This window comes from Amycolatopsis viridis (genome assembly GCF_011758765.1).
GTDB lineage: Bacteria > Actinomycetota > Actinomycetes > Mycobacteriales > Pseudonocardiaceae > Amycolatopsis_E > Amycolatopsis_E viridis.
The window spans coordinates 1,851,865-1,863,942 of sequence record NZ_JAANOU010000001.1 but is presented as its reverse complement, the minus strand read 5'-3'; the positions used below and the strand labels follow the sequence as shown (position 1 = coordinate 1,863,942).

Genomic DNA, 12,078 nt, shown 5'->3' with positions numbered 1-12,078 from the left:
GGCCCGGGCAGGACCCGTCTCACAGGGTGCGCAGCCAGTTCTCCAGCAGGTGGGCGCCCGCGTCGCCGGACTTCTCGGGGTGGAACTGCGTCGCCCACAGGGGCCCGTTCTCGGCGGCTGCGACGAAGTCCTCACCGTGGTGCGACCACGTCACCTTCGGCTGCTGGCCCGGCAGGCCGGAGTCGAGCTCCCAGCGCCGGGCGGCGTAGGAGTGCACGAAGTAGAACCGCGTGCCGGCGTCCAGGCCGGCGAACAACTGCGAGTCCGCCGGCGCGCGGACGGTGTTCCAGCCCATGTGGGGGACGACGTCGGCGTGCAGGCGTTCCACGGTGCCGGGCCACTCACCCGTGCCCGCGGTCTCCACGCCGTGCTCGACGCCCCGCTCGAAGAGGATCTGCATGCCCACGCAGATTCCGAGCACGGGCCGTCCGCCGGCGAGCCGGCTGCCGATGATCTTCTCGCCGCCCACGGACAGCAGACCGGCCATGCAGGCCGCGTAGGCGCCCACGCCCGGTACGACGAGGCCGTCGGCTTCGAGCGCCGCATGCGGGTCGGCGGTCACCTCGACCTCGGCGCCGACGCGCCGCACAGCGCGCTCGGCGGAGCGCAGGTTCCCCGATCCGTAGTCCAGAATCACGACGCGAGCCACCTGGCCAGTCTAGGGGTTCCGGGCCCGCGGTCGCCCCGGGTGGCGCCGTGACGTTTGAGTGGGCCGGAAGGGGGAAGGCACCAGGAGGGCGCCCGCGGTAGGGAGTGACCATGTCGTCGCAGAGCGAAGCTCAGGGGCCCGGAACGCTGGCCGGTGAGCAGGCCGCCCGGCTGGCCAAGCGGCTGGACGAGCTGGTGAGCGTCGCCCTGGGCGCGGACGAGGTGCGTGACCTGCTCGACGGCCTGGACCGGCTGGCCGCGGCGGTCACCGGGGTGCTCGACGAACTGCGGGACTGCCCGGGTCTGCGCGAGCGGGAGCACGACCTGGAGCTGCTGACGGTCCAGACGATCCACAGCACACTCGAACAGGCCGCCGCGGCGTCCGAGGACCTCCAGGTCACCGTCGACGCCCTGTGCCGCCTGCTGCCGGAGCACGCGCCACGCCAGAAGTGAGGCCGCACGCCGGTGCTCGGCCGCGCCGAGCGGTTCGGCACGGCCGCTGACGGGGAGCTGCTCGACGGCCACCCCGTCGCCGGCCGGAGTCCCTCCGCCGACCGGCCCCGGCGCGCGCATCCGGCGAGACCTCCGGTACCCCCGGTCCGGCGCCTCGCCAGCACATCTACAGTGGACTCCGCCGCGCCCGGGCGTCTCCCGGGACGCCGGTCGTGTCGCCCAGGCCACCACGGACCAACCTCGACTTAAGTCGAAGTCGGGGATAGGCTGGCCGCGTGACCAAGCTTGCCGACCACCTGACCATCGGCCAGGTCGCCGAGCGCAGCGGCGTGCCGCACACCGCCCTGCGATTCTACGAGGACCGGGGCCTGATCTCGTCCGAGCGCTCGGCGGGGAACCAGCGGCGCTATCCGCGGTCGGTGCTGCGCCGCATCGCGTTCATCCGCGCGGCGCAGCGGGTGGGCCTCAGCCTCGAGGAGATCCACGACGCGCTGTCCACCCTGCCCCGCGACCACGCGCCGACGAAGGCCGACTGGGCGCGGCTGTCCCGCGGGTGGCAGGACGAACTCGACGCCCGCATCGACGCCCTCCAGCGGCTGCGTGACCGGCTGACGGGGTGCGTCGGCTGCGGCTGCCTGTCGCTGCGCGTGTGCGGCCTCTACAACACCGACGACCGGATGGCGCAGTACGGCCCGGGGGCACGCGGGCTCAAGCCCGCCGCCGAGGGCGGGGCGTAGCCGGGCCGGAGCCCGTGCCGGATGACCGTTTCCCGCCCGGCGGCGGGGCTTGGTGGGGCGGGCGCTGCCAGGCCGGGCAGGGCTGTGCCGAGCCGCGGCGGACCCCGGAGCAGGGTGGCGGCAGCGTCGTGACGGCGTCGCCGTGGCGCACCGGGCCGGCCCCGAACGCGGACGGCACGCCGCAATCGCACGTGGTGCGGTGCTGCCGGAAGATCCGGTCGAGCGAGGTGACCGCCGGGGCGCGGCGGGTCCGCCACCGCCGCGTCCAGCGCATCGTCCCGTCGCAGCCGAAATCGGCGCGCATTCGCGTCACGTAGCAGAGCAGGCATTCGCGCTCCTGCGGCTCGGTCCACAGGTCGAGCAGCGCGGCGTCGGCGGGCATTGGACATCGGCCTCCTTCGGGTGCCTGCGTCCTGCCTACCAGCCTGGGCCGACAAAAAACCTTGCACCGGCTGGGCCGCCGGTGCGTAACTGGACGCCGGAATGAACGAAAAGACGATGACCCGGGTGTCCAAGCGGCTTTCCCGGCACCTGCGGCACCGGCCGGCGGAGATCGGGCTGGCACTCGGACCGGGCGGCTGGGTCCCGGTGGCCGATCTGCTCACCGCTCTGGCCCGGCACGGTCTGTCACTCACCCGGGCGGAACTCGACGCGGTGGTGGCGGGCAACGACAAACGCCGCTTCGCGTTCGACGAGACGGGGACGCTCATCCGGGCGAGCCAGGGGCACAGCGTCGCCGTCGACCTCGGGCTGCCGGACGCGGCCCCGCCGGACGTGCTGTTCCACGGGACGGCCGAGCGGTTCCTGCCCGCCATCCGCCGCGAGGGCCTGCGGCCGGGATCGCGGCACGACGTGCACCTCTCCGGCAACCGGGAGACCGCGCTGCGCGTGGGAGCCCGGCACGGCAGACCGGTCGTGCTGACCGTCGACGCCGCGGCGATGGCGCGCGACGGGTACCGCTTCCAGGTGAGCGCGAACGGTGTCTGGCTCACCCGGGCGGTGCCTCCGGAGTACCTGCGCCGTCACTGACTGACGACAATGAGCGGGTGCGGATCAGGCCAGCCGATGTCACCGATGCCGAAGCCGTCTTCACCCTGCTCGGTCAGGCCACGGAGGGCCGTGCCGCCCGGCCGGTCTTCGAACACAACTACGAACAGCTGATCGCGGCGACGACGTACGACGACACGGACTTCCTGGTGGCGGACCGGGACGGCGAGGTGGTCGGCTACGTCCTGGCCGCTCGCGTGCTGTCGCTGCATTCCGGCGGGCCGGTCAGTCAGCTGCTGGAACTCGTGGTGGACACCGGGCACCGCGGACACGGGATCGGCGGGCTCCTGGTGGACGCGGTGATCCAGCGGGCACGCACGGCCGGGGCCGTCGCGGTGAGCGTCGCGGTGCGGGGCGCCCGCGGCTACTACGAGCGGCGCGGCTTCGTCGCGAGCGCCGCGTGCCTGACGCTGCCGCTGACCTGAGGTGGACGCGAGGCCGCGCGCTCAGGACGGCACCGCGGGGCGGCGCCGGGGACGGCCCAGCAGCTTGCGTCCCACGTCGAGCAGCGACTCGCGCAGGACGTCGTCGCTGAAGCGGGCCAGTTCCTGCGCGCCGCCGGCCAGGGCGATACCGCCCAGCGCGGCGTGCACGGCCACCACGCGCGCGGCGTCGGGATCGGGGCCGGTGAGGATCGTCATCATCCCGGTCATGAAGCTCTCCTTGCGGAAGAAGTGCTTCTCCAGCGCCCGCGCCACCCCCGGATCACCCGAGAACAACGCCACCAGCGCCCGGTGCCGCACCACCACGTCGACGAACCCGGCCAGCAGGTGGTCGATGCGTGCGCCCGGCCTGCGCTGGCGGGCCGCGGCCGCCACGATCGACTCCAGCTCGCGCAGCCCCGGCTCGACCACGGCCTCGGTGATCTCGTCCTTCGTCTTGAAGTGGTAGTACACCGCCGCCTTCGTGACCCCGAGTTCGTCGGCGATCATCTGCAGCGAGGTGCCCTCCACGCCGTGCTCGGTGAACAGCTTCAGCGCCGTGGCGAGCAAACGCGTACGGGTGTCCTCGTGTCCGGCCACGGCTGCCATCGAACTGGTGAACCTCCTCCTCGGCGACCGAAGGGTACGCGACCGGCGACAGGTCCGGCAAACGCGGATGGCACTAGCCGTGCGGCTAGTCACACACTAGCCGATCGGCTTGTAGTGCACTTGCCGATCGGCTAGCTTCGGGATCACCGGATCAGATGTCACCCGACCGTATTGGAGCCGGCCTGTGGCCACCCTGCTCTACCGTCTCGCCCGGTTCTCCTTCCGCCGGCGCTGGCTCGTCGCGAGCGTCTGGGCGGCGGTCCTGCTCGCCCTCGGCGGCGGGGCGCTCGCCCTGTCCGGGCAGATGTCGAACTCGGTGACCATCCCGGGCACCGAGGCCCAGCAGGCCATCGACCACCTCAAGGACAAGTTCCCGCAGGCCTCGCCCGGAAACGCGACGGCACGCGTGGCGATCGAGGCCCCGGCGGGTCGCACGCTGGCCGAACCGGACGTGCGCGCCGCGGTCGAGGACCTCGTCGGCCGGCTCAAGTCCGCTCCCGGCGTCGCCACGGTCGCCGACCCGTACCAGGCCAAGACCGTCACCGAACGGGTGGCGATGGCCCAGATGAGCTACCGGGTTCCGGCCACGGATGTCACCGAGGGCGACCGGGCAGCTCTCAGAGCGGCGGCCGATCCGGCCCAACACGCCGGGTTCACCGTCGAGTTCGGTGGCGACGCGATCCAGGGCGTGCCCGGTTCCCAGGCCACCGAAGGCGTCGGCGTCCTCATCGCGGCCCTCGTGCTGGCGATCACGTTCGGCTCGATCGTCGCCGCCGGGCTGCCGCTGCTGACCGCGTTGATCGGCGTCGGGGTGGGCATGGCGGGCGTGCTGACCGTGTCCGGCTTCGCCGATCTGAACTCCAACACCCCGGTCCTGGCGCTGATGCTCGGCCTCGCCGTCGGGATCGACTACGCGTTGTTCATCGTCTCCCGCTACCGGCACGAACTCGCCGGGGGGCACGACCCGGAACTGGCCGCCGGGCGGGCGGTGGGCACCGCGGGCTCGGCGGTGGTGTTCGCCGGCCTGACGGTGATCATCGCGCTGGCCGGCCTGACCGTCGTGGGCATCCCGATCCTCGGCCAGATGGGCATCGCCGCCGCCGCGACGGTGGCCGTCGCGGTCCTCATCGCGCTCACCCTGCTGCCCGCGCTGCTCGGTTTCGCCGGGCGCAAGGTGATCGGCAAGCGGTCCCGCCCGAAGCACCACGGCAAGCCCGCCCTGGGCGAGCGCTGGGCCCGGTACGTCGGACGGCACCGCATCCCGGTGCTGGTCACGGCCGTGCTCGGCCTGCTCGTCGTCGCGATCCCGGCGCTGAGCATGCAGCTCGGGCTGCCCAACGACAGCACGGCCGCGCCCGACTCGACCCAGCGCAAGGCGTACGACCTGATCAGCAAGGGGTTCGGGGAGGGCACCAACGGCCCGCTGATCGTCGTGATCGACTCAGCCGGGGCCCCCGACCCGCGCCTGGCCGCGGCCGGGGCCACCGACTCGATCTCCCGGCTGCCGGACGTCGCGCGGGTGACCCAGCCGCAGTTCAACGCCGACGGCGACACCGCGCTGGTCACGGTGATCCCGAAGAGCGGGCCGAGCAGCACGGAGACCGAACAGCTCGTCGCGAACATCCGCGAACAGTCCCACCGCCTCTCCGGCGCCACCGGGGCGAAGCTGTCGGTGACCGGGCAGACGGCGCTGCAGATCGACGTGTCGGAGAAGCTGGCCGGCGCGATGCTGCCCTACCTCGGCCTGATCGTCGGGCTGGCGTTCCTGCTGCTGATGCTGGTCTTCCGGTCGCTCGTGGTGCCGCTGAAGGCGACCCTGGGCTTCCTCGGCTCGGTGGCGGCGACGTTCGGCGCGGTGGTCGCGGTGTTCCAGTGGGGCTGGCTCACCGGCCTGCTCGGCGTGAAGTCGACCGGGCCGATCATGAGCATGCTGCCTATCCTGCTGATCGGCGTGCTGTTCGGCCTCGCCATGGACTACCAGGTGTTCCTGGTGACCCGGATGCGCGAGGACTTCGTGCACGGCGCCGACGCGGGCGACGCGGTGGTGAGCGGGTTCCGGCACGGCGCCCGCGTGGTGGTCGCGGCCGCGCTCATCATGATCAGCGTGTTCGCCGGGTTCGTCGCGGCGGAGCTGTCGCTGATCCAGTCGATCGGCTTCGCGCTCGCGTTCGGCGTGCTGGTGGACGCGTTCGTGGTGCGGATGACGATCGTGCCCGCGGTGATGTCCCTGCTCGGCAGGCACGCGTGGTGGCTGCCGAAGTGGCTGCAGCGCGTGCTGCCGAACGTCGACGTGGAAGGCGAGAGCCTCGCCAGGCACCTCGACGAGCACCACGCACTGGAACGCGCGCGGGGCTAGGACACCAGCCAGGCGATCGCGCCGCCGACGGCCAGGAGTGCCGCGACCAGCAACGCGGCCGCGAGCACCTTGGCCGTCTTCCACGTGCTGTACACGCCGCCGACCAGGAAACCGCCGAGCGCCAGCAGCAGAACGGCGACGACCTCCTTGCTCACAGCACACCCTTCGTCGAGGGGATGCCACCCGCGCGCGGGTCGGGTTCGGTCGCCGCCCGCAGCGCACGGGCGACCGCCTTGTACTGGGCCTCCGCGATGTGGTGCGGGTCCCGGCCGTGGACGACCCGCACGTGCAGGGCGATCTGCGCGTGGAACGACAGCGAGTCGAACACGTGCCGGGTCAGCACGAACGGGTAGTTCCCGCCGATGGTGAAGGTGTTGAACTGCTCGGGCTCGCCCACGTGCACGCAGTACGGGCGCCCGGACACGTCGATCGCGGCGTGGGCGAGCGTCTCGTCCATCGGGATCCACGCGTCGCCGAAGCGGCGGATGCCCGACTTGTCGCCCAGCGCCTGGCGGATCGCCTGGCCGAGCACGATGGCGGTGTCCTCGACCGTGTGGTGCGCGTCGATCTCGATGTCACCGGTCGCGTCGATCTTCAGGTCGAGCGACCCGTGCACGCCGAACGAGTTGAGCATGTGGTCGTAGAACGGCACCCCGGTGGACACCTCCACCTGCCCGGTGCCGTCCAGGTCGACCACCACGGTGATCGAGGACTCCTTGGTGGTCCGGGAAACCTTGCCGACGCGGCTCACCGCGGAACCTCCTTGCTCGCCGCCAGGAAGGCGTCGTTCTCCTCCGGGGTGCCGATGGTCACCCGCAGGTGACCCGTGATGCCGACGTCGCGGATCAGCACCCCGTTGTCCACGTAGCTCTGCCAGCTCGCCCGCGCGTCGGCGAAGCGGCCGAACAGGATGAAGTTGGCGTCGCTGGGCACCGGGGAAAAGCCCAGGCCCAGCAGGCTCTCGGCGACCCGCTCGCGCTCGGCGGCGAGCTTGGCGACCGTGGCCAGCGTCGCGTCCGCGTGCCGGAGCGCCGCGCGCGCGGCCGCCTGCGTCAGCAGCGACAGGTGGTAGGGCAGCCGCACCAGCTGCAGCGCGTCGATCACCGCCGGGGCGGCCGCCAGGTAGCCCAGCCGGCCCCCGGCGAAGGCGAACGCCTTGCTCATCGTGCGCGACACGATCAGCTGCGCCGGGTAGGACCCGATCAGCTCGACGGCGCTGCGCTGCGACGAGAACTCCGCGTACGCCTCGTCCACCACGACGATGCCCGGCGCGGCCCGCAGCACCAGCTCCAGCTCCGCGAACGGGATCGAGCCGCCGGTCGGGTTGTTCGGGCTGGTCACGAACACGATGTCGGGCTTGCGCTCGCCGACGATCCGCGCCGCGGTCTCGGTGTCGAGCATGAAGTCGTCCCGGCGCGGGGCCGGGACCCAGTCGGTGCGGGTGCCCGCCGCGATGATCGGGTGCATCGAGTAGGACGGCTCGAAACCCAGCGCGCTGCGGCCGGGACCGCCGAACGCCTGCAAGATCTGCTGCAGCACCTCGTTGGACCCGTTGGCGGCCCACAGGTTCCGCTCGGTCAGCGGCACGCCGGTGGCCCCGGACAGGTATGCGGCGAGGTCCTGGCGCAGAGCGATCGCGTCGCGGTCCGGGTACCGGTGCAGGTTCGCGGCCACCTCGCGGACCGCCTCGGTGACGTCGTCGACCAGTGCCTGCGGTGGCGGGTACGGGTTTTCGTTGGTGTTGAGCCGGACCGGGACGTCCAGCTGCGGCGCGCCGTAGGGGCTGCGGCCCCGCAGGTCCTCGCGCAGCGGCAGGTCCTCCAGGCGGACCTCGTCGGAAGTCACTGAACTCCTCCCGGGAAGCGCGCGGTGACCGCTTCCCCGTGTGCGGGCAGGTCCTCGGCGTTCGCGAGCGCGACGACCTTGCCGGCCACCTCGCGCAGCGCCTGTTCGCTGTAGTCGATGACGTGGATGCCGCGCAGGAAGCTCTGCACGGACAGCCCCGACGAATGCCGGGCGTAGCCGCCGGTGGGCAGCACGTGGTTGGACCCCGCGCAGTAGTCGCCGAGCGACACCGGCGCGTACGGGCCGACGAACACCGCGCCCGCGTTGCGCACGCGGGCCGCGACGGCGCGCGCGTCGGCCGTCTGGATCTCCAGGTGCTCGGCGGCGTAGGCATCCACCACCCGCAGACCGTCATCCACAGTGGACACCAGGACGACGCCGGACTGCTTGCCGCGCAGCGCCTCCCCGATGCGCTCGGTGTGCTTCGTGGCCGCGACCCGCCCGGCGAGCTCCCGGTCCACGGCGTCGGCCAGCTCCGCCGAGGTGGTGACCAGCACGCTCGCGGCGAGCGGGTCGTGCTCGGCCTGGCTGACCAGGTCGGCCGCCACGTGCACCGGGTCGGCGGTGTCGTCGGCCAGGATGGCGATCTCCGTCGGGCCGGCCTCGGAGTCGATGCCGATCAGGCCGCGCAGCAGGCGCTTGGCGGCGGTCAGGTAGATGTTGCCGGGTCCGGTGACCAGGTCGACCGGGACCAGCTCCGCGCCGTCGGTGTCGGTGCCGCCGTAGGCCAGCAGCGCAACGGCCTGCGCACCGCCGACCGCCCACACCTCGTCGACGCCCAGCAGTGCCGCCGCGGCCAGGATCGCCGGGTGCGGGCGCCCGCCGAACTCCGCCTGCGGCGGCGAGCACAGCACCAGCGAGCCGACACCCGCGACCTGCGCCGGCACCACGTTCATCACCACGCTCGACGGGTACACGGCCAGCCCGCCGGGGGCGTAGAGGCCGACGCGCTCGACGGGCACCCAGCGCTCGGTGACCGTGCCACCGTCGACGACCGTCGTGGTCACGTCGGTGCGGCGCTGGTCGGCGTGCACCTTGCGGGCGCGCTCGATCGCCTCCTCCAGCGCGGCACGCACCGCCGGGTCGAGCGTGGTCAGCGCGGCCTCGATCTCCGGCCGCGGCACGCGGACGCTCTCCGGGCGCACCCGGTCGAACCGCTCGGTGTACTCCAGCACCGCCTCGACCCCGCGGGCGCGGACCGCCTCGACCACCGGGCGGACCTGATGCAGCGCCGCGTCCACGTCGATCTCGGCACGCGGGAGCGTGGCTCGGAGTTCCGTGGCGGACGGCACGCGTCCACGCAGGTCGATGCGGTTCAACATGGGTCTAGGGTACGAGTTGGAACGTGGACGACGACCAGGGAGGTAGCCCGTGCTCCGGATCGGCTTGTGCCAGCTCACATCGAGTGCCGAGCCCGCGGAGAACGTCACCGCGATCCGGGAGGGCGTGGCGCGCGCGGCGGGCGACGGGGCGCGGGTCGTGGTGTTCCCGGAAGCCACGATGGCGCGGTTCGGAGTACCGCTCGGGCCGGTCGCCGAGCCGCTGGACGGGCCGTGGGCGAAGTCGGTGGCGTCGATCGCCGACGAGCACCGGGTGCTCGTGGTGGCCGGCATGTTCACACCGAACGACGACGGGCGGGTGCGGAACACGCTGCTCATCACGGGCCTCGGACACCACCTGGGCTACCACAAGATCCACCTCTACGACGCGTTCGGGTTCCGCGAGTCCGACACGGTCGCGCCCGGCAGCGAGCCGGTCACGGTCGAGGTCGACGGCGTGACCCTGGGCTTCGCCACCTGCTACGACGTGCGGTTCCCGGAGCTGTTCCGCGCGCTGGCCGACCGGGGCGCGTCCGCGGTCGTGCTGCCCACGTCGTGGGGCGCCGGGGAGGGCAAGCGGGACCAGTGGGAGGTGCTGGTGCGGGCGCGCGCGCTGGACTCGGGCTGCTGGGTACTCGGCTGCGGGCAGGCCGACCCGGCCGCCGCCGGTGTCGAGGTGAACCCGAAGGCGCCGACCGGTATCGGGTTCTCGACCGTCGCCGACGGCTTCGGCCGCGTGCACGCCCAGCTCGGCGCGGGCCCCGGCTCGGTCGTCGTGGACATCGACCCGGAGGTCACCGGCCAGGCCCGCAACGCCACCGGAGCGCTCGCCAACCGGCGGCTCTAGACCATCCCCTCCTCGATGGCGAGCCGGGTCAGTTCGGGGCGCCGGCGGCGGCCCGTCTTGTCGCGGATCCGGTCGAGGTAGGAACGGACGGTGCGGACGCTGATCTCCATCGCCGCGGCGATGTCGGCGTCCCGCTCCCCCGCCGCCAGCAGCGACAGCACCTGCCGTTCCCGGTCGGACAGCACGCTGCGCGACCCGGCCCGCGGGCGGGTGGAGTCCAGCAGGTAGGACGCCAGCGTCGGGGAGACGTAGGAGTTCCCGGCGGCGATCTCGCGGACCGCGTGCAGGATGTCGTCGCCGTCGGCGTCCTTCGACAGGTAGCCCCGGGCACCGGCGGAGATCGCGCCCAGCACCTCGTCCTGCCCCGCGTGCGCGGACACCACCAGCACCTGGTGGCCCATGCGCACGACCTCGTGCACCGCCCGCGTACCGGTGACCCCGGGCAGTTTCAGGTCCAGCACGACGACGCAGCCGGCCGGTTCCCCGGCGGCGGCGAACGCGGCGACCGACTCCGCGACCGGACCGAGTTCGACGTCGCGGGCCCCGGACAGCACGTTCGCGACCGCGTGCCGGTACAGCGGGTGGTCCTCGATGACGCCGGCCCGGATGGGCCCGCCCTCGCTCGCGGTCATCAGAACTCACTCCCTGTGGGCATTTTTCCCGGCAGCGGACCCGGCTTTTCCGTTTATTCTGTACCAGGAGCAAGGAGAAGCGAGTTGACCGCTGCCGACGCGGGGGTCTCCGCCGGTGGCGGAACGGCACCCCACACATCCCGGCCCCGCCGGTTCACCCTGGCACCGTCGGTGCTGCCCATCTCCTTCGCCCAGGTCGCGGTCTGGGAGTCCGCCCTGATCGCCGTGCTGCTCGCCGTCCAGGGCGTGCTGCCGGCCGCGCCGCTGGTGATCGTGCTCGCGGTCCTGGTCATCGGGGCCACGTCCGTCCGGTTCGCGGGGCGTCACCTCGCCGGGTGGGCGGGCACGTGGGTGTCCTACCGGCTGCTCCAGCACGACGAGCGCCGCCAGGCCGCGGATCCGCTGCGGGTGCTCGCCCACGACTTCCGGTTGCGGCAGCACGCCGACCGCGCCGGGAACCGGTTCGGGGTCGCCGGTGTCGGGGATGGCTGGACGGCGGTCATCCGGCTGCATGCGGGCGTCGAACCGGACGTGGCGAAGGTGCTGGATCTCCTGCGGGCCGCGTGCGAGAACCCGGAGATCCCGTTGTCCAGCGCGCAACTGGTGGTGCGCACCGGCTTGCGCGACCGGACGTTCCTGGTCGCGGTGCGGTACCGGCCCGACGAGGCGCCCCTGGCGGCGCTGGCCCGCGGCGGCGGGGAGGCCGGCGAGCTGCGGGCGACGACGCGCGCGGCGCTGACGCTGATGGGCGCGCTCGCCCGCGCCGGGTACGGCAGCACGCTGCTCGAAGCCGGCGAGCTGGCCGCCGAGCTGCGCGCCACGCTGGGCACGGACCTCCCACCGCGCAGCACGGTGACCGACCGGTGGCGCTCGTGGTCGGCCGGGCGCGCGACCCAGGCCGGGTTCGCGCCGCTGACCCGGGCCGACCTGCCGGTACTGCTGACCGCGGCGGCCCGCGGGGCGGCACTGACGGTGGCGGCGTGCACCCTGCGGCGCAACCGGCTCGGGCGGCTCACCGAGGACGTCACCCTGCGGCTGGCCCGCTACGGTCAGGCACGGCGTCCACCGCGGCCACGGGACCTGGACCTGCCCGTCGTCCCGCTCTACGGCCGGCACGCCGCCGCGGTCCGCCGCACGCTGCCGCTCGCGCTGCCCCGCTGACC

General features: G+C 73.1%; 15 protein-coding genes. 7 read left to right on the top strand and 8 right to left on the bottom strand.

What is annotated here, in order from left to right:
• Nucleotides 1-19: 19 nt before the first annotated feature.
• Nucleotides 20-649: an imidazole glycerol phosphate synthase subunit HisH gene (gene hisH, locus FHX46_RS09205; RefSeq protein ID WP_167112419.1), complete on the bottom strand. Its 630-nt coding sequence runs from the start codon at nt 647-649 to the stop codon at nt 20-22.
• Between the two features lie 110 nt (nt 650-759).
• On the opposite strand from hisH, the gene FHX46_RS09200 reads away from it, so the two are divergent.
• Both FHX46_RS09200 and soxR read left to right on the top strand, forming a co-directional pair.
• Nucleotides 760-1,101, top strand: a complete 342-nt coding sequence (locus tag FHX46_RS09200) for a hypothetical protein (RefSeq protein WP_208400077.1) — start codon at nt 760-762, stop codon at nt 1,099-1,101.
• A gap of 275 nt (nt 1,102-1,376) precedes the next feature.
• Nucleotides 1,377-1,838 carry a redox-sensitive transcriptional activator SoxR gene (soxR, locus tag FHX46_RS09195; RefSeq protein ID WP_116115551.1) on the top strand — a complete coding sequence of 154 codons (462 nt, stop codon included), beginning with the start codon at nt 1,377-1,379 and terminating at the stop codon, nt 1,836-1,838.
• Here soxR and FHX46_RS09190 read toward each other — a convergent pair.
• Complete coding sequence (locus FHX46_RS09190) at nt 1,810-2,220, bottom strand: DUF2695 domain-containing protein (RefSeq protein ID WP_167112415.1); 411 nt, start codon at nt 2,218-2,220, stop codon at nt 1,810-1,812. The two genes, soxR and FHX46_RS09190, sit on opposite strands and share 29 nt — an antisense overlap.
• Before the next feature lie 101 nt (nt 2,221-2,321).
• On the opposite strand from FHX46_RS09190, the gene FHX46_RS09185 reads away from it, so the two are divergent.
• Both FHX46_RS09185 and FHX46_RS09180 read left to right on the top strand, forming a co-directional pair.
• Entirely contained in the window at nt 2,322-2,867 is a 546-nt protein-coding gene (locus FHX46_RS09185; protein ID WP_167112413.1) for an RNA 2'-phosphotransferase, read from the top strand.
• 17 nt (nt 2,868-2,884) lie between these two features.
• A complete protein-coding gene (locus FHX46_RS09180; protein WP_167112411.1) occupies nt 2,885-3,310 on the top strand; it encodes a GNAT family N-acetyltransferase in 426 nt (141 codons plus the stop codon).
• A 21-nt stretch (nt 3,311-3,331) separates the two neighbouring features.
• On the opposite strand, the gene FHX46_RS09175 is transcribed toward FHX46_RS09180, so the two are convergent.
• Nucleotides 3,332-3,916 carry a TetR/AcrR family transcriptional regulator gene (locus FHX46_RS09175; RefSeq protein ID WP_167112409.1) on the bottom strand — a complete coding sequence of 195 codons (585 nt, stop codon included), beginning with the start codon at nt 3,914-3,916 and terminating at the stop codon, nt 3,332-3,334.
• A gap of 184 nt (nt 3,917-4,100) precedes the next feature.
• Between FHX46_RS09175 and FHX46_RS09170 the strand changes: the two genes are divergently transcribed.
• Complete coding sequence (locus FHX46_RS09170) at nt 4,101-6,272, top strand: MMPL family transporter (RefSeq protein WP_167112407.1); 2,172 nt, start codon at nt 4,101-4,103, stop codon at nt 6,270-6,272.
• Here FHX46_RS09170 and FHX46_RS09165 read toward each other — a convergent pair.
• The 4 genes from FHX46_RS09165 to hisD are packed head-to-tail and all read right to left on the bottom strand — an operon-like array spanning nt 6,269 to nt 9,439.
• Nucleotides 6,269-6,427, bottom strand: a complete 159-nt coding sequence (locus FHX46_RS09165; protein ID WP_167106226.1) for a hypothetical protein — start codon at nt 6,425-6,427, stop codon at nt 6,269-6,271. The genes FHX46_RS09170 and FHX46_RS09165 overlap by 4 nt on opposite strands.
• Nucleotides 6,424-7,023 carry an imidazoleglycerol-phosphate dehydratase HisB gene (gene hisB / locus FHX46_RS09160; RefSeq protein WP_167112405.1) on the bottom strand — a complete coding sequence of 200 codons (600 nt, stop codon included), beginning with the start codon at nt 7,021-7,023 and terminating at the stop codon, nt 6,424-6,426. Before hisB ends, FHX46_RS09165 begins: the two co-directional genes overlap by 4 nt.
• The gene (locus FHX46_RS09155) at nt 7,020-8,117 is read right to left on the bottom strand and encodes a histidinol-phosphate transaminase (RefSeq protein ID WP_167112403.1); all 1,098 of its coding nucleotides are present in this window, start codon (nt 8,115-8,117) and stop codon (nt 7,020-7,022) included. Before FHX46_RS09155 ends, hisB begins: the two co-directional genes overlap by 4 nt.
• A complete protein-coding gene (gene hisD, locus FHX46_RS09150) occupies nt 8,114-9,439 on the bottom strand; it encodes a histidinol dehydrogenase (protein ID WP_167112401.1) in 1,326 nt (441 codons plus the stop codon). Before hisD ends, FHX46_RS09155 begins: the two co-directional genes overlap by 4 nt.
• A 49-nt stretch (nt 9,440-9,488) precedes the next feature.
• Between hisD and FHX46_RS09145 the strand changes: the two genes are divergently transcribed.
• A complete protein-coding gene (locus FHX46_RS09145; RefSeq protein ID WP_167112400.1) occupies nt 9,489-10,283 on the top strand; it encodes a carbon-nitrogen hydrolase family protein in 795 nt (264 codons plus the stop codon).
• On the opposite strand, the gene FHX46_RS09140 is transcribed toward FHX46_RS09145, so the two are convergent.
• Nucleotides 10,280-10,915, bottom strand: coding sequence for a response regulator (locus FHX46_RS09140; protein ID WP_167112398.1), 636 nt, complete (start codon nt 10,913-10,915; stop codon nt 10,280-10,282). The genes FHX46_RS09145 and FHX46_RS09140 overlap by 4 nt on opposite strands.
• A gap of 84 nt (nt 10,916-10,999) precedes the next feature.
• Here FHX46_RS09140 and FHX46_RS09135 point away from each other — a divergent pair, with 84 nt between their 5' ends.
• Nucleotides 11,000-12,076, top strand: coding sequence for a type VII secretion protein EccE (locus FHX46_RS09135; RefSeq protein WP_167112396.1), 1,077 nt, complete (start codon nt 11,000-11,002; stop codon nt 12,074-12,076).
• Nucleotides 12,077-12,078 lie beyond the last annotated feature (2 nt).

Bases quoted from the DNA above. Each gene is read 5' to 3' on its own strand.
- FHX46_RS09185 (WP_167112413.1), top strand. From the start codon at position 2,322: ATGAACGAAAAGACGATGACCCGGGTGTCCAAGCGGCTTTCCCGGCAC.
- FHX46_RS09140 (WP_167112398.1), bottom strand. From the start codon at position 10,915: ATGACCGCGAGCGAGGGCGGGCCCATCCGGGCCGGCGTCATCGAGGAC.
- FHX46_RS09200 (WP_208400077.1), top strand. From the start codon at position 760: ATGTCGTCGCAGAGCGAAGCTCAGGGGCCCGGAACGCTGGCCGGTGAG.
- hisD (WP_167112401.1), bottom strand. From the start codon at position 9,439: ATGTTGAACCGCATCGACCTGCGTGGACGCGTGCCGTCCGCCACGGAA.
- FHX46_RS09190 (WP_167112415.1), bottom strand. From the start codon at position 2,220: ATGCCCGCCGACGCCGCGCTGCTCGACCTGTGGACCGAGCCGCAGGAG.
- FHX46_RS09175 (WP_167112409.1), bottom strand. From the start codon at position 3,916: ATGGCAGCCGTGGCCGGACACGAGGACACCCGTACGCGTTTGCTCGCC.